Source organism: Catenulispora acidiphila DSM 44928, from assembly GCF_000024025.1.
Classification (GTDB): domain Bacteria; phylum Actinomycetota; class Actinomycetes; order Streptomycetales; family Catenulisporaceae; genus Catenulispora; species Catenulispora acidiphila.
On record NC_013131.1, the window covers coordinates 1,199,094 to 1,218,193 of the forward strand.

The 19,100-nt window shown below is 69.6% G+C and carries 20 protein-coding genes and 1 pseudogene; 10 read left to right on the forward strand and 11 right to left on the reverse strand.

Features of this window, described 5'->3' with window-relative positions; translation table 11 throughout:
* Positions 1-24: 24 nt before the first annotated feature.
* The 5 genes from CACI_RS51025 to CACI_RS05245 all read right to left on the reverse strand — a co-directional run bounded on the left by CACI_RS51025 (position 25) and on the right by CACI_RS05245 (position 3,335).
* Complete coding sequence (locus CACI_RS51025) at positions 25-480, reverse strand: hypothetical protein (protein ID WP_012785274.1); 456 nt, start codon at positions 478-480, stop codon at positions 25-27.
* A gap of 65 nt (positions 481-545) precedes the next feature.
* Positions 546-1,049, reverse strand: a complete 504-nt coding sequence (locus CACI_RS05230) for a SigE family RNA polymerase sigma factor (RefSeq protein WP_012785275.1) — start codon at positions 1,047-1,049, stop codon at positions 546-548.
* A 151-nt stretch (positions 1,050-1,200) separates the two neighbouring features.
* Positions 1,201-2,316 (reverse strand): hypothetical protein, encoded by a 1,116-nt coding sequence (locus CACI_RS05235; protein WP_012785276.1) that lies wholly within the window; start codon positions 2,314-2,316, stop codon positions 1,201-1,203.
* A gap of 20 nt (positions 2,317-2,336) precedes the next feature.
* The gene (locus CACI_RS05240) at positions 2,337-2,870 is read right to left on the reverse strand and encodes a SigE family RNA polymerase sigma factor (protein WP_041540068.1); all 534 of its coding nucleotides are present in this window, start codon (positions 2,868-2,870) and stop codon (positions 2,337-2,339) included.
* A 93-nt stretch (positions 2,871-2,963) separates the two neighbouring features.
* Positions 2,964-3,335 (reverse strand): cupin domain-containing protein, encoded by a 372-nt coding sequence (locus CACI_RS05245; RefSeq protein ID WP_012785278.1) that lies wholly within the window; start codon positions 3,333-3,335, stop codon positions 2,964-2,966.
* Between the two features lie 149 nt (positions 3,336-3,484).
* Here CACI_RS05245 and CACI_RS05250 point away from each other — a divergent pair, with 149 nt between their 5' ends.
* The 6 genes from CACI_RS05250 (at position 3,485) to CACI_RS05275 (ending at position 8,850) form a co-directional block, all read left to right on the forward strand.
* Positions 3,485-5,029, forward strand: a complete 1,545-nt coding sequence (locus CACI_RS05250; RefSeq protein ID WP_012785279.1) for a helix-turn-helix domain-containing protein — start codon at positions 3,485-3,487, stop codon at positions 5,027-5,029.
* 371 nt (positions 5,030-5,400) lie between these two features.
* The gene (locus tag CACI_RS45115) at positions 5,401-6,855 is read left to right on the forward strand and encodes a sensor histidine kinase (protein ID WP_012785280.1); all 1,455 of its coding nucleotides are present in this window, start codon (positions 5,401-5,403) and stop codon (positions 6,853-6,855) included.
* Positions 6,856-6,859: 4 nt separating this feature from the next.
* Complete coding sequence (locus tag CACI_RS05260) at positions 6,860-7,288, forward strand: roadblock/LC7 domain-containing protein (protein WP_012785281.1); 429 nt, start codon at positions 6,860-6,862, stop codon at positions 7,286-7,288.
* Between the two features lie 8 nt (positions 7,289-7,296).
* Positions 7,297-7,668, forward strand: coding sequence for a DUF742 domain-containing protein (locus CACI_RS05265; RefSeq protein ID WP_223297461.1), 372 nt, complete (start codon positions 7,297-7,299; stop codon positions 7,666-7,668).
* A 31-nt stretch (positions 7,669-7,699) separates the two neighbouring features.
* Positions 7,700-8,260, forward strand: a complete 561-nt coding sequence (locus CACI_RS05270; RefSeq protein WP_012785283.1) for a GTP-binding protein — start codon at positions 7,700-7,702, stop codon at positions 8,258-8,260.
* 2 nt (positions 8,261-8,262) lie between these two features.
* On the forward strand, positions 8,263-8,850 hold the full coding sequence (locus CACI_RS05275; protein WP_012785284.1) for a GAF domain-containing protein: 588 nt from the start codon (positions 8,263-8,265) through the stop codon (positions 8,848-8,850).
* A 149-nt stretch (positions 8,851-8,999) separates the two neighbouring features.
* Here the strand turns inward: CACI_RS05275 and CACI_RS05280 are convergent, their stop codons facing one another.
* Positions 9,000-10,634: an alpha/beta hydrolase gene (locus CACI_RS05280; protein WP_012785285.1), complete on the reverse strand. Its 1,635-nt coding sequence runs from the start codon at positions 10,632-10,634 to the stop codon at positions 9,000-9,002.
* 250 nt (positions 10,635-10,884) lie between these two features.
* The gene (locus CACI_RS05285; RefSeq protein ID WP_012785286.1) at positions 10,885-11,370 is read right to left on the reverse strand and encodes an AMIN-like domain-containing (lipo)protein; all 486 of its coding nucleotides are present in this window, start codon (positions 11,368-11,370) and stop codon (positions 10,885-10,887) included.
* A gap of 297 nt (positions 11,371-11,667) precedes the next feature.
* On the opposite strand from CACI_RS05285, the gene CACI_RS45120 reads away from it, so the two are divergent.
* On the forward strand, positions 11,668-12,261 hold the full coding sequence (locus CACI_RS45120; protein ID WP_083795542.1) for a helix-turn-helix transcriptional regulator: 594 nt from the start codon (positions 11,668-11,670) through the stop codon (positions 12,259-12,261).
* A gap of 154 nt (positions 12,262-12,415) precedes the next feature.
* Here CACI_RS45120 and CACI_RS05295 read toward each other — a convergent pair whose 3' ends face one another.
* The gene (locus tag CACI_RS05295; protein WP_012785288.1) at positions 12,416-12,952 is read right to left on the reverse strand and encodes a dihydrofolate reductase family protein; all 537 of its coding nucleotides are present in this window, start codon (positions 12,950-12,952) and stop codon (positions 12,416-12,418) included.
* 157 nt (positions 12,953-13,109) lie between these two features.
* Here CACI_RS05295 and CACI_RS05300 point away from each other — a divergent pair, with 157 nt between their 5' ends.
* The gene (locus CACI_RS05300; RefSeq protein WP_012785289.1) at positions 13,110-14,540 is read left to right on the forward strand and encodes an MFS transporter; all 1,431 of its coding nucleotides are present in this window, start codon (positions 13,110-13,112) and stop codon (positions 14,538-14,540) included.
* 24 nt (positions 14,541-14,564) lie between these two features.
* On the opposite strand, the gene CACI_RS05305 is transcribed toward CACI_RS05300, so the two are convergent.
* Positions 14,565-15,296, reverse strand: a complete 732-nt coding sequence (locus CACI_RS05305) for a M24 family metallopeptidase (RefSeq protein ID WP_049871968.1) — start codon at positions 15,294-15,296, stop codon at positions 14,565-14,567.
* Positions 15,273-15,755: pseudogene (locus CACI_RS54080) on the reverse strand (gamma-glutamylcyclotransferase family protein); the annotation flags it as partial. The pseudogene CACI_RS54080 and the gene CACI_RS05305, both read right to left, overlap by 24 nt.
* Positions 15,756-15,852: 97 nt before the next feature.
* Here CACI_RS54080 and CACI_RS45125 point away from each other — a divergent pair.
* Positions 15,853-16,545, forward strand: coding sequence for a beta/alpha barrel domain-containing protein (locus CACI_RS45125; protein ID WP_143765152.1), 693 nt, complete (start codon positions 15,853-15,855; stop codon positions 16,543-16,545).
* Between the two features lie 20 nt (positions 16,546-16,565).
* On the opposite strand, the gene CACI_RS49600 is transcribed toward CACI_RS45125, so the two are convergent.
* Complete coding sequence (locus CACI_RS49600) at positions 16,566-17,468, reverse strand: LysR family transcriptional regulator (protein WP_012785292.1); 903 nt, start codon at positions 17,466-17,468, stop codon at positions 16,566-16,568.
* Positions 17,469-17,565: 97 nt separating this feature from the next.
* Between CACI_RS49600 and CACI_RS05320 the strand changes: the two genes are divergently transcribed.
* Positions 17,566-19,053, forward strand: a complete 1,488-nt coding sequence (locus CACI_RS05320) for a UbiD family decarboxylase (protein WP_012785293.1) — start codon at positions 17,566-17,568, stop codon at positions 19,051-19,053.
* The last annotated feature ends 47 nt before the right edge of the window (positions 19,054-19,100 follow it).

Here is a 19,100-nt window from a genome sequence, read left to right on the forward strand (position 1 = left end):
ATGGGAGCTGCTGCGCTACTGGAGCTATGCGGCTGCCCTGAGGCCGGCCAGCGGTCCGCGGTATGCCCCGCGCCAGGTCGCGATGGCGTCCGCTATCGACGCGGTGATCGTGGACGTGGGCGCGACGGTGATCGATGTGGTCGCGGACACGGACGCCGACGGCGGAACAGGCGCGGGCGGCGTCTGAACATCAGACCCCTGATTCCCGCCGTACGTTCCGCTGCCGGGAATGGTGGTCGGACGCGTCGGCGCGCCGGAATCGTTGAGCGCGTAGACGGTGCCCAGCCCGATCGCCGCCGCGGCGGCCGCGGATCCGACGGCCTTGCCGACCGTCCGGTGCCGCCGGACCCGCTGTCCCCGGTCGAGCGCGCGGCGGGTCAGGGCGTCGATGTCGGGACGGCATTCTGCCGCGGTGGCGTCGAAGGCCGCGCGGACCGTTCCCGTGCCGTCGGCGGCGGTTTCGAAGATGTCGGTGGACACAGGTCGGCCTTCCTTCCAAGTCGTGAGTCTGCGGCGGTCGGCGGTCGGCGGTCGGCGGGCGGTGGTCAGCCGAGGAGTCGTTCGGGGAACACCTCGCCGAGCGCGACGCGCAATCGGCCGAGGGCTCGCGAGGACTGAGTACGCACGGAGGCGGAGCTGATGTTCAGGACCGACGCGACCTCCTCGACACTGAGGTCCTCCCAATACCGGAGCACGACCACGGCCCGGTCCCTGACGGACAGATTCGCCAGCTCCGCGAGCAGCGTCAGCCGCACCGCGGAATCGACGTCCTCGATGCCCCGCTCCGGCGGCTCGGCGATCGGCTGCTCCGTCGAGCGCTTCCGGCGGCGCTGGCTGATGAAGGTGCGCGTGAGGACGGTCTGCGCGTAGGCAGCGGGGTTCTCGACCCGGCTGACCCTGCGCCACGCCACGAACACCTTGACGAGGGCCTCTTGGGTGAGGTCCTCGGCAAGGTGCCAGTCGCCGCCGGCCAGGAAGTACGCGGTACGGAAGAGTCGGGCCCCGTGTGCGGCAGTGAAATCCTGAAACGCCTGCCGGTCATCCTTCATCTCCTCTGCCTTCGTCGCCCGCGCTGTTTGACGTCCACACAAGGTTCAACGCGCGAGGGCGAGCGCTTTGTGACACCTCGGCGACGGCGATTTCGCCAGACACGGAGAAGGCCGACGATTCCGTGGAATCGTCGGCCTTCCGGCGTGGTCATCACCCCTTCAGGGGTACCTCCGGCGTCATGCCCGGGCAGACCGTGTTCGCCGGCAGCAGTTCGCGCGCGCTCTGCTCCTGTGCGGCGGAGGTGCCGCCCAGCAGGGGGGCGGTGGCTGTGGTCCCGTCGGGGCGGACGATCTTCACCTCGGTGAGCGTCGGGTACATCCCCGGGTTGCCGGAGTCCAACGGCACTTCGGCGACGCCGGACGCGCCGACCGTGACCGTGCTCGACTGGAAGGGCGTCGGAGGGGTCAAGCCGTCGGTGTTCGTGCCCGACACCGTCACCTTCGAGCCGGGGGCGGCGACGACGGGTTCGTAGAATTCCTGGGCCGGCTGGTCGAGTTCGGCCAGGGCCGCGGCGTCGATGCGGGCCGCGGTCGTCGTGTCGATGGTGGTCGGCAGCATGAGCCAGACGCCCTTGTAGGTGTCGAGGCCGACCATGCGGTAGGTGGCGCCGCCGTGGCTGACGTCGACGAGGGCCGCGCCGTTCCCGCCGGAGTGCGCCAGGTCGCCGGCCCACCGGAGCGTGAAGGTGTAGGAGCTCAGGGAGTAGCCGCACAGTTTGAAGCTGCCGACCAGGTTGTCCAGCACGTTCCGGGTGCCTTGGTCGACCGGCTCGCCGTACGCGTGGACGATGGCGTTCACCGTCGGCACCGCCTCGGTCGTCGCCGTCTTATAGCCGGGGAACAGCGAGAAGTCCGAGGGCCAGCCGAGCATCATCGGCTGGGAGGTCGACGGCATCGACCACGACGGTGAGGTCTGGGGGGTCGGCGGATCGCCGGCTTTCGCAGCGCTCGTCGACGGCGTGGCCGATGGGGTCGGCGCTGCTGGGGTCGGCTTCGCGGCCGGTGTCCTGTCGCTGCCCGGCGCGGCGCCGGAACTCTGGACGGACGCCGAACTCCCGCGTCCTACTTCGTCGCCGATCCCGATCGCCGCCCCGAGCACGGCCACGACGGCGAGCGAAGCGCCGATGGCGGTCCGCCTCTTCCGGTCGCGGGAGACCGCTATGCCGACCGGACCGTACGGGTCCGTGGTCTGAGGGGTCTCGGCCGCGGCCGCGCGCAGACTGGTGGCCAACTCGTCTGTGAAGTCGTTGTCGAGCTCATCGCTCATGGTGTCCTCCGTCATCGGGTCTACCCGGCTCTCCGTGTGGTCGCCGCGGCCCGTTCGGCCGCGGCCTCCGTCCCGAGATGGGTCCGGAGCTTGGCCAGGGCTCTGGAGGTCTGGGACTTGACGGTTCCGACGGAGCATCCGAGAACCTCGGCGGTCTCGGTCTCCTTGAGGTCTTCCAGGAAGCGCAGAACGATGATCGCCCGCATGCGCGGCGGTAGGGTCAGCACAGCGCGCCACACCTGGTCGCGCCGGTCGACGGCTTCAGTGCCGTCGGCCGTCGCGACATCGGGCAGGAACGCCACGGGGCGTTCGGAGCGGTGCGCGACACGCCGCCACCAGGAGGCGTGCAGATGGATCACGATCTGCCGCGCGTACAGCTCCGGCACGTCCCGCCGCTCGATCCGGTGCCAGGCGCGGTACGTCCGCACCAGCGCCGTCTGCACCAGATCCTCTGCTCGGGCGTAGTCGCCGGTCAGAACGTAGGCCGTGCGCACCAGCCGATGCCGGCTGTCGATCACGAACCGTCGGAAGTCCTCTTCCTGTTCCGCCCGCACTACGCGCCCCCCATCGTCCACGTCCGGCCTCTGCCGGACACCGTCAGGAACCAGAGCCCTCGAGGAGGCAAGAAGGTTGGCTCGCGCACGACATTAGACAGCCGGCGCAGAGCCCTTCCATTTGTCCGGGTAGAACAGGAGCAGCGTGCAGCCGGTGTCGCTGTACGGTTGGTGGGACGTGCCCTGCTCCGCGCAGACCAGGGAACCGGCCGGGCAGCGGTCGTCGACCTTGTTGACCCCCGTTCCCGGGACGCCTGTGCGCAGCACGCCGGACTGGACGTAGACCGCTTCCGCGCTATCGCTGTGTATGTCTTCGCCCGGCCATACGGCACCCGGAGCGAAGGTGACTTCCAGCGCCACGGGTGATCCGCCGGCATCGGTGCGCAGAACCTTCGCGCTGATCTCCGGGGAGATCGCGAACGTGCTGGGGATGTCGGTGGTCAGCACGGCGTCGAAATCGGCCATTTGAGGTTCCTTCTTGAGGTTGGGGCCATTGCTTCGCGTATAAGCTCCCTGGTTTGGTAGGCCGCGTCCACGGTGGACTGTGCACGATCCGGACCCGCAATGGTGAATCTTGCCCACCCGTCGCCGCCGCCCGCCTAGGATCGCCTGACATGACGACCGTGAGTGCCCGGTACGAGACCGGGTTGCTGCATGTCGAGCGGCTGCTGGCCGATCCGGCGGCCCGCCCCAGCGGTGCGGCCCTGGTCGGGGCGCTCGCCGTCGATCTGGACGGGGCGGTCGTCGTCCTCGGCGCGGACGGCGCGGTGCTCGCGCGGGCCGGCAGTGCGGCCGGGGCTCACGTCGCGCGCCGGTTCGTCACGCTGGACGGCAGCGCGACCGGCACTGCGAGCGGCGCCGCGAACGGCACTGCGACCGGCAGCGCGGAACGCGGTCTGGGAGAAGGACAGCAGGACTGGTCCGACTGGTCCGTCCGCGTGTGGCCGCTCGCCGCCGGCGGGGGCAGATCCCTGGTGGCCGCGCGCCGCCGGCCGTGGACGTCGCCGATCGAGGCCACGGCGGGCCGGGCCGCGACGATCATCGCCACCGCCCTGCTGGCCGACGAGAACGACATCGAGCGGGAGCGGCTGGCCGGCGGGCGCCGGGCGGTCTGGCGCTCCGTGCTCCAACTGCTGATGACCGGTCAGGTCGCCGAGGCGCAGCGGGTGGCCGGCGCGCTGGAGCCGGCGATCCTCGACACGGACCGGGTGCGGATGCACGTGCTGGCCGGGCGGCCGCGCGACCGGAATTCGTTGCTCGGGGCTTGCGAAACGCGCCTGGCCGGGCTCGCCGTGTGCGTCTCCTGCCCGGCCCGGTCGGGTCACGTGATCATCATCGAACCGGTGCATGGCGCCCAGCCGGTGCGGGGGATCGAGCCGGGCAGCGAAGGGCTCGCGCCCGTGCCCGCCGCGCTCGCCGAACTGACGACGGGTTCTGCGACCCGCAGGTTGGGGAGCAGCCGGTGCCACCCGATCGCGGCCACCGCGGCCGGATACGTGCAGGCGGTCGGCGCGCTCGCCGTGGCCGCCGTCCGTCCGGACCGGATGGCGGACGCCGAGGAGAGCACAGGCCTGACCGACCTGCTCCCGGCCGAGGCCGGCGGGTGGGCTTCGGCAGTCCTGGCACCCCTGATCGCCGGGGACGAGGACGGCACCTTGCGCCACACCCTCGCCGTCGCGCTGGCTTTCACCCGAGCCGAGGCGGCGGCGATCCTCGGTGTGCACCGGAACACGGTGCACGCCCGGCTGGCCACCGCAGCCCACCTGCTGCGAGTGGACCTGGGCCGACTCCCGGAGCGGGCCGCGATCGACCTCGCGCTGCGCGCTCAGTCCGGTGTCGGCGAGGCGAGCCTGCCCGAGGTCCTCAGCGCTCCGCAGCTCAAGATCTGGGCCGCCGATCTCCTGGACCGACTGGACGGCTCGGTCGCTCCGCGCGGACCGGCGCGCATGCGAGACCTGCTGCGGGCATTCATCTGTGCCGACGGGGGTATCACAGTGGCCGCGTACGCGGTGGGACTGAGCCCGAACTCGGCAAGCCGCTGGCTGGTGGCGGCGGAAGCCGTCGGCGGACTGCGATTGCGCCACGGCTACGGCGGCGCCCACGAAGTGGCAGTCGCGCTGGCTGTGGACGAAGGGCTTCCTCTGCTGCCGGGTCGCTGAGCAGGCGGCGCATCGCGGTCAGGACGGCTCGGGACTGCTCGGGACTTGAGCCGGGAGAGCCTGTGGCCGCTCGGCAAACGCTGCCGACTGTGCATGATTCACCACTACCTGTCGACACCGTGCAAACTCCACCGTAGACGCCGCCTCCCCCGATCCGAAATCTTCGTGTGCGAAGACGTGAGCCCGGAGGGGAACGCCGGCTCCCTGATGCAGCGGCCCGTCGGGCCGCGGCGACGCCGCAGCCTTGACTCCGAGGGAGCACATTGCCGCGGGTTCGGGCTGCGGTCAGACGATGAGGGGAGTTCGTGATGTCGGATCTGCCGTCAGGACGGCGTGGAAGCCCGAGCAGCAGGGACGCGCGAGACGTGCGGATGGCTGTTGGTCTCGCCCTGGCCGTCGGCGGTGGATGCGGGGCCGCGGTGATGTGGGCGATGCGCGGTGTGGGGTCCGCGCATCCCGAGATCGAGATCGCCGTGGTCGCCGCTTTCGGTCTGATCGCGTTGGTCCTGGCCTTCCTGATGATGAATCCCGCGCACGACGGGCATCGCACGCCGCGTCACCGCGAGCGCGAGATGGAAGCCCTGCGCGCTCGCCTCGAGGCGGCGTGGACGGCGCACCTGGGCCAGCTTCTGGTCGCCGCCGCGGAACGCCTCGCCCGCGACCGGCCGGAGATCGAGGTCCAAGCCGTGGAGAGCGGGTTGGCCACCGGAGGCATCGCCGGGATCGAGGCCGCGATCACGGCACTGGTCGCGCCTGCCGCCTACCCGTCCTCGCCGGAGGCCTCGCAGATCCAAGCGGACGCGTCGATGACGATCGCCCGCCGCGTCCTGGCTCTGATCGTCCGGGTGCTGCGGCAACTCGACGCGCTCGAGCGCGAAACCGAGGATCCGGCGGCCTTGAAGTCCTTGTTCGTCATCGACGAGCAGGTGACGCGCATCCGCCGGGCCGTCGAGACGCTGGCGGTGTTCGGCGGCGTCGCCCCGCGCACGGCCACCCGGCCGGTCGCCGTGAACACGGTGCTGCGCCAGGCCGTCGCCGAGATCGAGGACTACCGGCGGGTGCAGATCCTGCCGCCGGCGCTGGGCCGGGTCCACGGCGTCGCCGCGGCCGACATCATCCACCTGATCGCCGAGCTGGTCGAGAACGCCGCGAAGTTCTCGCGGCCCGGAACCGAGGTGACGGTTCGCGTCCAGGAGGTCTCCGCCGGCATCGCGATCGACATCGACGACCGCGGACTGGGCATGGACCGCCAAGAGTGCGAGCGCGTGTGCGCGCTGCTGGCCGGGCTCGACCCGGAGCAGGCCGCGCAGCGGCTGCGCGACGGGCAACTCGGCTACCTGGCGTCCGCGCGCTTCGCCGCCCGCCACGGCATCGCGGTGCGGGTGTCCTCGAATGTCGTCGGCGGTCTGCACGCCCTGGTTCTGCTGCCGCACGCGGTCCTGGAAGCCGGTCCGGTCGTCGCCGAACCCGTCGTCGAGGTTCCCCGGGAGTACCGGACCCCGGTGGCCGTCATCCCTGAGGCGCGCTCGGCGGTTCTGACTCCCGCCGCGCACCGGGCGGTCGCGCAGAACGGCAGCGCGCAGCCGGCCCGGACCATCATTCCCGGCGGGCGCCCGCCGCTGCCCCGGCGCGAGGGCAGCTACCTGCTGCCGCAGCCCGCCACCCCCGAGACTGCCTCGCCCGAGTCCGCACGGGGGGACTCGGGCGAGGCTGCGTTCACCCCCGGTCTGCTGGCCGGCTACCGGAACGGCTACCAGTCCGGCGTCGACACCTGGACCGGCGAGGACGGCACGAACGAGTACGAGCCGCCCCGAGAGGACAGGTGAGACCGTGAGCGCGACGAACCCGCCGCAAGATCTCGACTGGCTGCTCGGGCGGATCGTGGAACGGCTGCCCGACGCCCGCGCGGCCGTGCTCGCCTCCGCCGACGGCGTGCGGACCCACCGGTACGGCGTCGACGAGGACGACGGCGACCGGCTCGCCGCCATCGCTGTCGGGCTGTACTCCCTCGGCCGCGGCATCGGACGGTTCGGCGGCCACAGCACCGACGTGGTGCGGCAGGTGATCGTCGAGCACGCCGACGCGCTGCTGTTCGTCGCCGGCGCCGCGCCCGGAACCGTCGTCGCCGTGCTCACCACCCCCGACGCCGACTCCGGACTGGTCGGCCACGAGATGGCGCAGGCCGTCGCCGCTGTGGCCAAGCATCTGACGACCGCGCGCCGCGGCAGCTCCGGCGGGCTCGACGGGTCCGGTCCGTGATGGGCCGGGTGCAGGACGCGGGAACGCCGTGGGACGAGGACGACGACATCGACCGGTTGCGTCTGTACTCCCTCACCGGCGGACGCACGGTGCCCACACGCTCTCTGGACCTCGCGTCGCTGGTGCACGTCGCCTCCGGGGACCCGCCGCAGATGGACGGCGAGCACGCGCAGATCCATGCCCTGTGCCGCGTCGAGGCCCGCTCCATCGCCGAACTGGCCGGTCTGCTGCGCCAGCCCGCCACCGTCGTCAAAATCCTGGTCTGCGACCTGCTCGATGCCGGAGCCCTGAGCCATGCCACGCCCGACTTCGAGTCCGACCCGACCGACCTGAAACTCCTGGAGCGCGTCCTTGCCGGCCTCCGTGAAATCTCCTTCTGACCCCCCGAGTCCCGAAGCCCGCCCGGCCGTCATGAAGATCCTGATCGTGGGCGGATACGGCGTGGGCAAGACCACCCTGGTCGGCGCCATCAGCGAGATCGAACCGCTGACCACCGAGGCGGACGTCACCGAGGCCTCCACCGAGCGGGATCCGATCGTCGGGATCGAGTCCAAGACCACCACCACGGTCGCCCTTGACTTCGGCCGGATCACCCTGCGCCGGCGCTGGCTTCAGTTGCTGCTGTTCGGCGCGCCGGGCCAGCCGCGGTTCTGGTTCATGTGGGACGACCTCGCCACCGGCGCGCTCGGCGCCGTGGTCCTGGCCGACACCCGCCGGCTCGCCGACTGCTTCGCCGTGGTCGAGTACTGCGAGCAGCGCCGGTTGCCGTTCGTCATCGCGGTCAACGAGTTCGACCACGCCGACCGGTATCTGGCCGACGAAGTGCGCGACGCGCTCGGAATCCCGACGCAGGTGCCGGTCCTGCGGTGCGACGCCCGCGATCCCGCCTCGGTGCACGCCGTGCTGGTCGCCTTGGCCGAGCACGCCTTGGCCGTCCGCCGCGCCCAACGCTCACCTTCACGAAAGGACTGACCATGGCCACGATCGACGGATCCGGACGCCTCCTGCTCACCCCCGAGGAACCGGAGCAGGCAGGCCAGGCGCGCGAATCCCTGCAGGCCGAACGCGGACTCGCACCGAGCCCGGACCCTGGTCTGGACGCCTTCGCCGCCGATCTCGCACGGGCCGCGGCCGAACTGACCGGTGCCGAGACGCTGCCCTTTGCGATGGTCAACCTGATCGGCGTCGGCCAGGAACAGTACTTCACCGGTCTGCACGTACCGGAAGGTCCCGACGGGGAGAAGCCCGATATAGGGCGGACCATGGAGCGCGACCTCGGATATTGCGTCCACGCGCTGGACCGGGGCAAGGCGCTGGTTCTGGAGGACGTCTCCGACACCGCGCGTTACGCCACCAACGGTGTCGTGGGTGGCATCGGGGTCCGCACGTACCTCGGCGCCCCCCTGATCGACGAGGAAACCGGCATCGCGTACGGCACGATCTGCGTCGTGGACACCGAACCGCGCCTGTGGGGCAAGGAGGGCCTCGAGCTCATCCGCCGCTCCCGCGACCAGCTGGCACGCTATCTCGAAGCCCGCAAGGACACCTCGCGCGTGATCTGACGGCGCGAACAGCCCTCACGTACCGGCACCGATTCTGGTGCGGCGTGAGGGCTTTGTCGTGGCGTTGGCCGTGACATCAGCTGTGACAGCAGAAGGCCGGCCCGCGAGCCGTGAGGCGTCGCGAGCCGGCCGGTAGGAATCTGCCAGGCTCAGCTGGTGGCGGAGGCGATCAGATCCTGACCCTCTTCCAGCAGCTTGCTGTGCTGCGTGGCGGCCTTGGCGCTCGCCGACAGCGCCGGCGCCGGCGGAGCCTCGTCCGAGCACACGGTGCCCGGCTTCGGCAGCGTCAGGTCGGCGAGGTAGGTGGCGGTCGCGTCGGTCGCGCAGGCGCTCCGGCCGAAGGCGGTGTGGCCCTCAGCGTCGAACGTCAGCAGTTCGGCGTTGTCGAAGGTGTGCGAGAGCGTGACAGCGTCCTGGTACGGGGTGTCCGGGTCGTGCGTGGTGCCCAGGACGAGGATCGGCGCCGAGCCGGCCGCGCGGTAGGAACCGCTGTAGCGGCTGACGCGGGGGACCTGCCACTGGACGCACGCCGGGGCGCTGTTCTGGTCGTACATCGGCGGCGCGTAGGCCCACGGGGTACCGAGCAGCGGGGCGGCCTGGGAGCTGACCGTGACGTGCAGCTTCAGCTGCGAGATGCTGGTCGGGAAGTTCCGGTCGTTGCAGGAGACCACGGTGTTCGGGTTCAGCTGCGCGAAGCTGGCCGGGGACGGCGGGCTGAGCAGGAACGAGCTCGGGTCGTGCAGCTGGGCCTGGCGCAGCGCCTGGCCGAACGCGGGCCAGATCACCTTGCCGGAGTCCATGTTGAACAGCAGGCGGTAGGCCAGGGTGAAGCCGTTGGCCACCTTGCCGCTGGGCAGCGTGACCGGGTTGGCGTCCAGGTCGGCCTTCAGGGCGGTGAACTCCGCCTTGGAGTTCCCGTCGCCGAAGCCGCACTGCGACTGGTTCTGGTCGCACCAGGTGAGGAAGTCGTTCATCCCCGCGTCCAGCGCGAGGTACTGCGGGAAGTCGTACGCGTAAGGGTTGTTCGCGTAGCTGTTCGGGTCGTAGGCGCCGTCCAGAGCCATGGCGCGGACCCGGCTGGGGAACATCGAGGCGTAGACCGTGCCGACGTACGTGCCGAACGAGCGGCCGTAGAACGTCAGCTGCTGCTCGCCCAGAGCCTGGCGCAGCAGATCGATGTCCCGGGCGACGTACGCCGTGCCGAACAGGCCGGCGGTGTCGCCGAGGTTCTTCAGGCAGTTCTGGTCGTAGTCCGCGCCGACCTTGACGGCGTTGTCGAACGCGCCAGGACCGGGAACGCCCTTGGCGGCGCTGACGGCCGCGCTGTACTGGGAGTCGGTGTAGCACACGACCGGCGAGCTGGTCTGGATGCCGCGCGGGTCGAAGCTGACGACGTCGAACTTGTTCTGCAGCTCGGTCGGCAGGTCGCCCCAGCTGTCCCGGGCGAAGTCCAGACCGCTGCTGCCGGGCCCGCCGGGCTCCATCCACAGGGTGCCCACGCGCTGGCTCGGGTCGGCCGCGAGGTGCCGGATCATGTGCAGGGTGATGGTGCGGCCGTGCGGGTCGCGGTAGTCCAGCGGCACCGCTGCGTCAGAGCACTGGAAGCCGCCGCTGCAGTCCGTCCAGTTCAACGTGGGAACCGGCGGCTGGCTCTGGTCCGCCGCTGACGGACTGGCCGCCGCGATACCGGCGCCCAGGCCGGTGGCGAGGACCGCCGCTGCCAGGACGGCGCTGAGCCGGGTCCTGGTACGGGAGCGGCGGGATGTACCCCCATGGATGTTCAATGCACAACCCTTCTGGTGGCGCAGAAACGTTCCACGCCTGACGGTGTGGCCGATGTGGTCGGTGTGATTGGTCCCCGAAAGTAAAGCAGTAAACAGCGACAGAATCTCTAGTTGTTTACATCTTGATGCTTGGATGCGAGGTCGGAGCGCTTGCCGAGGTAAGCGATGAACGCCAGAAACCCCACCCCGGGGAGTCTGTCCCGGGGTGGAGCGGTGTGTCGGCGGTGCGCGCTCCGGCGTGAATCAGACGTCAGTGGGCGACGTCGATCGCCAGCTGGGTCGAGCTGAGCACCGTGACGGTGTAGCTGGAGGCGTGGCTCAGGCCGATGCCGACCTGGGTGTAGCCCTCGTAGGAGCTCAGCTCCGCCACCGCGGCGACTTCCGGGTCGCCGGTGGTGATCTCGCTCGGGCCGCTGAAGCCGACGATGTCCGAGGGCTGAAGCTCGACGTCGAGGTAGGTGTTCGAGTTCGGCAGCGTGACGTCCTTGCCCGAGCCGCCGCCCATCAGCTCGTCCGTGGGCGTCACGGTGTAGCCCGGGATGCTGCTCACGGTGAGGATGACCCGGTCGTAGGTCGCGTGTGACTGCACGCTCAGTCCGAGCAGGTGCGCGGTGGACTGAGCGGTGTTCGTGGCCGCGCTGGCCGGCAGTGCGGTGGCCAGACCCAGGCAGATGGTGCCCAGAACCGTCGCGGCCTGCCGGCTGCCGCGCCCCGTTGCCCCGTATTTCGACAGCATGTTGCTATGCCTCTCTGCATTGCGCGCGAGACCCCGCGCGCCCGGTCCCTTAACCGGTGTACCAAGGTACCTATACACGAGGACTGAGGCATATTGAACTTTGGTGGAGGTGCGGTACGTGCGCTGGTCAGCGCCTGAGGACTCCGGAATGGCAGACGGAAACCCGCCAAACCGCATCCGGCAGCCGCTGACGCCGCCGCTTCAACGATCGTTGAAGTACTTGTCCGAGCCGGCTGTCACCCGCACGCTGTCACTGCGTGCGGCAGGACGCACGTGGTCACTGTTTGTGCATCGGGGATGTTGAAAGTGATGATGTGTCAATGCGCCGAGGAGTCGGCCGCGACCTCTTTGGATGCCCGCGACTATCGGAATCTGCTGTCGGTATTGGCGGATGCGTCCGGGTTCTCCGATTATCGATTCTTCGAACAGCTGGGGGAGTCGCTCTCCCGTCACCTCGGGTGGACCGATGCCGTGGTGCTGGACCTCGCCGATGTCAGCCCTCTGATCAGCGAGAACGGCGTCACGAAGCTGAGCGACCTGTTTGGGCGCATTGACGCCGGAGCGGCGGGTTCGGCCCTCATCCGCCGCAACGCCCCGGACGAAGCGAGCATCGACGAGCGTGAGATAGCGCTGATGGAACTTCTGGCCCAGTATCTGTCCCCGCGCCTGCGCGAGTATTTCGTGCGCTCGAAGGAAGTCCGCGACGGCAGCTCACTGACCGATCGCGAAGCACAGGTGGTACGGCTCGTCGCGCAAGGGATGAGCAACCGCCTCATCGCCGCTGAGCTTCATATCCGCGTCGACACCGTCAAGAAGCACGTGATGTCCGCGATGCAGAAGACGGGCGCCGGCAATCGGACTCAGCTGGCGCTTATCCATCTGCGGAGTTGAGTCCACCCGAGTTCTGATATCAGAGCTCTGAATCGCATCAGCGACTACTGCTACCGGCCGCTCCGTAAACGCGAGAAGTCGGCATGGGAGCACCTTTGGTGGTCGCCGGGGTGGTGGTGGTCCACCGCGGGGGACTCACGAACACCGCGCGCGGCTACCGTGCGGTGCGATAGTCGGCGAGCACGTAGCCGCTGGGCGTCGTGACGCTGCGGATCGTCTCGAAGCGCATCTGCGGGAGTCCGTCCAGGAGCCGGCGTCCGTGGCCGGCGACCACCGGGGCGATCGCCAGGCGCAGTTCGTCGACGACGCCGGCGGCGAGCAGCGCTTGGTTGAGCCTGATGCTGGCGTGGACGCCGATGTCCTCTCCGGCGGAGTTCTTGAGGTCCTGGACGAACTCGACCAGGTCGCCGTCGATCACCGTCGTGTTGTGCCACTCGCTCTCCAGCGGCGTGGACGTCGCGACGTACTTGGGGACCGTGTTGATGAACGTGGCGAAGGGCTCGATCTCGCTGCCCGGCCAGAACGCGGACCACTCGTCATAGCTGCGGCGCCCGAGGATGACCGCGTCCTGGGTGGCGATGATGGCCTCGCCGTGGGCGTCCACCACGTCGTCCCAGCCGACGATGAACTTGTCGGCGTCCTCGGCGACGCCGTCGAGGGACAGGAACAGGGTCGAGACGAGCTTGCGCATGGGGTCCTCCAGGTAGGCGGGTCGCTATCGGGTCAGACGATGCCGGGCGCCGAGACTCATCGGTGCGTCCGCGGAAAGAGTTTTGCCAGGCTGTGTCGGATCCGGTCGGGGGCGTTCGTAGTCGTGCTGAGAGCCCCGACAAGGAAGGACGTTCGGCATGACTGCCACGACTGCCACGACCCCCGCTACCACCACAGCCCGTTCTGCTCGCCTGATGGGGGCGATCCTGGCGCTGGTGCTGCTCGCTGACGCCCTGGACGTGATCGACGCGACCGTCACGAACATCGCCGCGCCCACGATCGCCCGCGATCTGCACGGCGGCGTGGGGCTGATCAAGTGGCTGGGGACGGCGTACATGCTCGCGATGGGCGTCCTGCTGGTGGTCGGCGGACGGCTGGGCGACAAGTACGGCCAGCGCAGGCTCTTCCTGATCGGCATCGCCGGGTTCGGGGTGGCCTCGGCGGTCGCCGGGCTCTCGCCCGACCCGACCCTGCTCATCGCCGCGCGGGTCGCTCAGGGTGCGTTCGGGGCGCTGCTCACGCCGCAGGGCATGGCGATCATGGTCAAGACCTTCAGTCCCGAGCTGCTCACCAAGGCGTTCGCTCTGTTCGGTCCGGTGCTCGGCATGGCGTCCGTCGCAGGTCCCGTCCTGGCCGGGTTCATCATCAGCGCCGACCTGTTCGGGCTGTCGTGGCGCCCGATCTTCCTCATCAACGTCGTGCTCGGCGGCGTCGGGCTGGTCGTCGCGGCCAGGATCCTGCCGCGCGACGACGGCGACCGGTCCGTCGTGGTGGACGGCTGGGGTTCCGGACTGCTCGCCGCGACCATGTTCGGGCTGCTGTACGGCCTGATCGAGGGCTCGACCAATGGCTGGAGCGTGCTCCCGATCGCCTCGATCGTGGCCGGCGTCCTGTTCTTCGGCGCCTTCGCCTACCGCCAGCGCACCGCCGCCCACCCGCTCGTCGCGCCCTCGCTGCTGCGGAACAAGGGTTTCACGTCCGGGATGATCGTCGGGCTGGTCGTCTTCGCCGCCACCACCGGCCTGATCTACGTGCTGTCGCTATTCATGCAGGAGGGCTTGCACACCGGACCGCGCGACACCTCGCTCGCCCTGGTGCCGCTCACCCTCGGCATCATCGCCTCCGCGTTCGCCGCGATGGGAGGTCTGGTCGCCAAGCTCGGCCGGACCCTCGTCTTCATCGGGCTCGGGGTCGTTCTCCTAGGCTGCGGTTGGATCCTGGCGCTTGTTGCCACCTCTGGGACGAGCGTCAGCCTGTGGGCGTTGGCGCCGGCGTTGTCCGTCACCGGTGTCGGCTTGGGCCTGTGCTACAGCACGATCTACAACGTCGCCCTCGGAGAGGCGAGCCCTGAGGAAGCCGGAAGCGCCAGCGGCTCGATCAGCTCGATCCAGCAGCTCGCTGCGGGGATCGGCTCGGCCGCGGTCACCTCGGTCTTCTTCCAGGCGGCGACGTCCGGCTTCGGGCACGCCATGAAGGTCAGCCTCATCGTGACCCTGATCGTGACCGCGCTCAGCATCCCGGTCGTCACCTTGATGCCGCGCAAGGCTGCGGCGGAACCTCAGGAGTAGGCAGCTCTGATGACCAGCCGGCCCTCAGCCCAGATCCAGCAGCTGCTCGTAGAACCCGCCGAACTCGCCCGCGGGATCCACCAGGTGGATCTCCAAGATCCAGTGGCACACACGGCCCGCGCGGTCCGTGCCCCGCATCGGCGTGGTGTTGCCCGGCGCGATGTAGGACTGGATCTTGTCGGCGTCCATGACCTCGTGCGGGAACTCGCCGACGAGGTGTCCGGCGAAGCCCGTGCCGCCCAGTTGCCAGCCGGCGGCGCGGGCGAGGGCGTCGATCTCGGCGTGGAGGTCCGCGCCGGTGATGGCGGGGTGGTCGGCGAAGTGGCGGCGGCCGGCTTCGAAGATGCGGGGGAGATCGGCGGCGAGGCGGTGCTTGGCGGGGTCGTCGCCGAGGACGTAGGTGCGGCCGAGGTCGGCTTCGAAGTCGGCGAAGATCGGGCCGAAGTCGGCGAAGGCGATGTCGTCGTGCCGCAGGATCCGGTCCGGGGTGTTGTCGTCATAGGGGAGCAGGGTGTTCGGACCGGATCTGACGATGCGCTTGTGCCAGTGCCGGGTGGTGCCGAACATCTCGTTGGCCAGGTCGCGGATCCGGTCGCTGATCGCGCGCTCGGACTCCCCGGCGGCGATCAGCTTGCGCGCGACCACCTCGTCGAACAGCGCGACGGCGTTGGCCTGCGCGTCGAGGAGCTGCCGGACGCGGAAGTCCTCTGCCGTCGCCGTCTCGACATAGACCCACGCCTTCGCCCCCGAGCGCAGCGCGACCGGAACGCGGAGGTAGCCGGCCTCGAACTCGTCGGCTGCCGCGAGATCGGCGGGGGAGAGCGCGAACACCGTCCCCTCGACCGCGTCGTCCGGGGCGCCGGACTGTACCGCCGCCTGGTGCGCGTCGTCGCCTGCCGCATCCAACCGGAAGCCCGGCAGCGCGTCGGGAGTGCCGTCGAGCTCACGCCCGAACCGGGCCACCTGGACCCGTGGCAGCTGCAAAGTCCCGTACGAGAACAACAAGTGGTCGGGCACGGGAACCCCCGGGAGTGTGGCGACCCGGGAGGCGGATCGCTGTTCGGTCTGGTGCGCGTCAAGGATATCTGCGGATATCGGCTCCCGGTGCTCACGGAGCGCGGTCGGCAGGCGCCACCCTGTTGCGGTTGGCGTAGCGGCTGGTAGGGCAGACTCCTTATGGGACGCGGCGATGGAGCTGCTCCCAGGTCGATCCACAGGAGGATGAGCGTTGCAGCCCAGGGCGCCGTATCAGTCCACTCAGTCCGCGGCCGCCGGCGCAGACGCTCCCCTCGAACAGATCAAGAAGCTGGCTTTGTCCCGTCCGGTCGAATACGGCGCCTTGGACCGCCTGTGCACCGGTGGCATAGCCGTGATCGCCGAAATCGACCCGACCGATCCGGCCGCAGCCGACCTCGTCAGCCGCTTCGAAGACGGCAGGGTGCGCGCGATCGCCTTCTCGGCGGGCTCGCTCACCGCGCGGGCCGAGCGCATGGTCCACATCAGGACTCATACCCACGTGCCGCTGCTGTGCCTGGAGCCGGCCGACACGAGCCACCAGCTCTGGCAGGCGCGCGCGTGTGGCGCGGACCTGATCGTCCTTCGAGCCGCGACGCTGTCGGATCTGGCGCTGTTCTCCCTCGTGGAGCGGGCCGCCTCGATCGGAATGGAAGCACTCGTCGAGGTACGGACAGGCGCTGATCTGGTGCGCGCGCTTCGGGCTCAGGCTCGGGGCGTCCTGCTGCGGCCCTCCGCCGACGCCATCCCCGGGACGCCGCAAGCGGACCTGCACGACCTGCTGTCGATGGTCCCGGACGGCGTGGTGAAGGTCGCCGAGTGCGGCCCGGGCGGCCGCTCGGATCTGATCGCCTGCGCTCGCAACGGCGCCGACGCGGTGCTGCTCGGCGCGCGCCTGCTGACCTGCCCCGACCCGGGATCGGTCGTCGCCGACCTGGCCGCGATGGGCGCGCACCCGGCGCTGTCGCGGCGCGGCAGCCGGACGGTGTGAGTCTCAGCCTTCGATGATCGTCAAGAAACGAACCAACCCTCGCGTCGCGCCAACTCGCGCGCCGTACTGACGAGCACGCCGAGCGCCGCCGACACGGCGTCGCGCCGCCAGACCATCTCCAAGGTCAGGCGGGGCAGGTCGTCGGTGATGACGATGGTCGCCGTCCCGACCGGCACGCGGCCGACCGCGCTGTCCGGGACGAGGGCGAAGCTGTGGCCGTCGGCCAGGTCGAGGTGGCTCAGTCCGTGGACGGGACTCTCCCGGTACTCGAACGTCTCGCCGGACTGTCGCAGCGCATTGATCATGTAGGCGTGGCGTCCGGGAGCCAGGTTGTGCTGCGGATGGCAGAAGCGCTGCCCGGCGAACTCCCGGAGCGCGACGGCTTCCCGGCCGGCCAGGGGATGGCTTTCGCCGACGACCGCGACGAGCCCTTCGGGTCGAAGCGTCTCGCGCTGGTATTCCGGACGCGGCGGCATGTCGCGGGAGAGTACGAGGTCGTATTCACCGGCCAGCAGCGCGGTATCCAAGTCGGGCGTCCAGTTCTCGCGGAGGTCGACCGTGACGCCGGGATGCCGCTCCGCCATCGCCGCGACGACCCGCGGGACGGTGTCGAGGACCGCTGAGTGGATGTAGCCGACGCGGACCGTGCCGAGCTCCCCGCGTCCGGCGAGCATGGTCCGCTCGATCAGGCGATCGGTCTCGGCCAATACCGTGCGCGCGGACTCGACGAAGACGCATCCGGCATCCGTCGGGCGTACCGCCGGCTTCCGCTCGAACAACGTGACGCCCAGCTCGCGTTCCAGATCGCGGATCTGCCGGCTCAGCGACGGCTGCGCGACCAGGAGCCGCTTGGCCGCGCGCTGGAACCCGCCCTCCTCGGCCACGGCGACCACGTAACGCATCAGCCTGATGTCGATCGCCATAGCCGCAGGGTATCCACCCGAGACCGAACGGGTCTTGGACGCCCGATGTTGATCGGCACGAGACTTGATCAGCACTCGGCGATGAGAGGAACCGACCTTGAGGCACCTGCGCAGTCTGCGTGAATTCATAGCGGAACTGGAGCTCATCGGCGAGCTTCAGACCATCGACGAGGAGGTCGACTGGAATCTGGAGATCGGTGCGGTCATCCGCCGGTCCTACGACCTGCGCGCACCGGCGCCGCTGTTCACCACCATCACCGGCTATCAGGACACCGGATTCCAGGTGCTGGGCGCCCCCGCCGGCCTCAGCGGTCCCTCGCACCCGCACGCCCGGATCGCGCTGGCGCTCGGCCAGCCCGCCGACGCGCCGGGGCAGGACATCATGGAGGCGATCGTCGCCGCCCGCGACAAGCCGGGGATACCGCCGCAGGTCGTGTCGGCGGACGGCGCGCCGTGCAAGGAGAACATCCTGCTCGGGGACGACATCGACCTGTTCGCGTTCCCCACGCCGCTGATCCACGGCAACGACGGCGGACGCTACATCCAGACGTACGGCATGAACATCGCCAAGACGCCCGACGGTTCCTGGACCAACTGGTCGATCAACCGCATGATGATCGCCGGCCCGAACACCTTGGGCTGCCTCATTCCCGGACCGCAGCACCTGGGAATCATCCGTGCGCAGTGGGCCGCCGAGGGCAAGCCGCTGCCGATCGCGCTCGCGCTGGGCGTCGAGCCCGGCTTGCCGTTCGTCGGCGGGATGCCGTTGCCGGAGGGCGCCGACGAGTCGCACTTCCTGGGCGCGCTGTTCGGCGAGGGTCTCGAGGTGGTGCCGGCCGAGACCGTCGATCTGATGGTGCCCGCGACCGCCGAGATCGTCATCGAGGGCCACATCGCCTTCGACGAGACGGTCATGGAAGGGCCGATGAACGAGTACCCCGGTTACAACGCGATCGAGCAGTCGCTGAAGCCGGTCTTCCATGTCTCGGCGATCACCCACCGGAACGGGGCGATCCTGCCGGTCGTCGCCGCCGGCCCGCCGGTGGAGGAGGACCACACGGTCACCGGCACGATGCATGCCGCGGAGATCCTGTACCAGCTGCGGAAGGCGGGCTTGCCGGTCACCTCGACCTGGTTCTCCTACGAATCGGCGATGCACTGGCTGATCGTCGCCGTCCGGTCGGACTGGCACGAGTCGCTGCCGATCTCCTCGGCCGAACTCACCCAGCGCGTCGGCGAGGTGGTGTTCCAGGGCAAGGCAGGGTTCGGAGTTCCGAAGGTGCTGCTGGTCGAGGACGACATCGACATCACCGACAACGACGACGTCGTGTGGGCCTTCGCGACCCGCACTCACCCCGAGCACGGCGAGGTGCACTTCCCGGCCGAGCCGCACGTTCAGCTGTCGGTCTACCTCTCCGAAGTCGAGGCGCATTCCTACCGAGCCGGGAAGGTTCTGTACAACTGCCTTTTGGCTGACCTTTTCGATGAAAAGCAGCGGCCGGTGAAGGGGAGTTTCGTCAACGGATGGCCCAAGGAGATTCAGGACAAGGTGCTGGAAAAGTGGGAGACGTACGGCTACCGATGAGCCGCGTTTGTTTATCAGCGCAATGATTTCCTTGAAGGGCGTTGTGA

Excerpts from the sequence above, each read along its gene's own strand:
- CACI_RS05230 (WP_012785275.1), bottom strand. The coding sequence starts at position 1,049 with ATGAAGGATGACCGGCAGGCGTTTCAGGATTTCACTGCCGCACACGGG.
- CACI_RS05235 (WP_012785276.1), bottom strand. The coding sequence starts at position 2,316 with ATGAGCGATGAGCTCGACAACGACTTCACAGACGAGTTGGCCACCAGT.
- CACI_RS05245 (WP_012785278.1), bottom strand. The coding sequence starts at position 3,335 with ATGGCCGATTTCGACGCCGTGCTGACCACCGACATCCCCAGCACGTTC.
- CACI_RS05250 (WP_012785279.1), top strand. The coding sequence starts at position 3,485 with ATGACGACCGTGAGTGCCCGGTACGAGACCGGGTTGCTGCATGTCGAG.
- CACI_RS45115 (WP_012785280.1), top strand. The coding sequence starts at position 5,401 with ATGGCTGTTGGTCTCGCCCTGGCCGTCGGCGGTGGATGCGGGGCCGCG.
- CACI_RS05270 (WP_012785283.1), top strand. The coding sequence starts at position 7,700 with ATGAAGATCCTGATCGTGGGCGGATACGGCGTGGGCAAGACCACCCTG.
- CACI_RS05275 (WP_012785284.1), top strand. The coding sequence starts at position 8,263 with ATGGCCACGATCGACGGATCCGGACGCCTCCTGCTCACCCCCGAGGAA.
- CACI_RS05285 (WP_012785286.1), bottom strand. The coding sequence starts at position 11,370 with ATGCTGTCGAAATACGGGGCAACGGGGCGCGGCAGCCGGCAGGCCGCG.
- CACI_RS45120 (WP_083795542.1), top strand. The coding sequence starts at position 11,668 with ATGTTGAAAGTGATGATGTGTCAATGCGCCGAGGAGTCGGCCGCGACC.
- CACI_RS05295 (WP_012785288.1), bottom strand. The coding sequence starts at position 12,952 with ATGCGCAAGCTCGTCTCGACCCTGTTCCTGTCCCTCGACGGCGTCGCC.
- CACI_RS05300 (WP_012785289.1), top strand. The coding sequence starts at position 13,110 with ATGACTGCCACGACTGCCACGACCCCCGCTACCACCACAGCCCGTTCT.
- CACI_RS49600 (WP_012785292.1), bottom strand. The coding sequence starts at position 17,468 with ATGGCGATCGACATCAGGCTGATGCGTTACGTGGTCGCCGTGGCCGAG.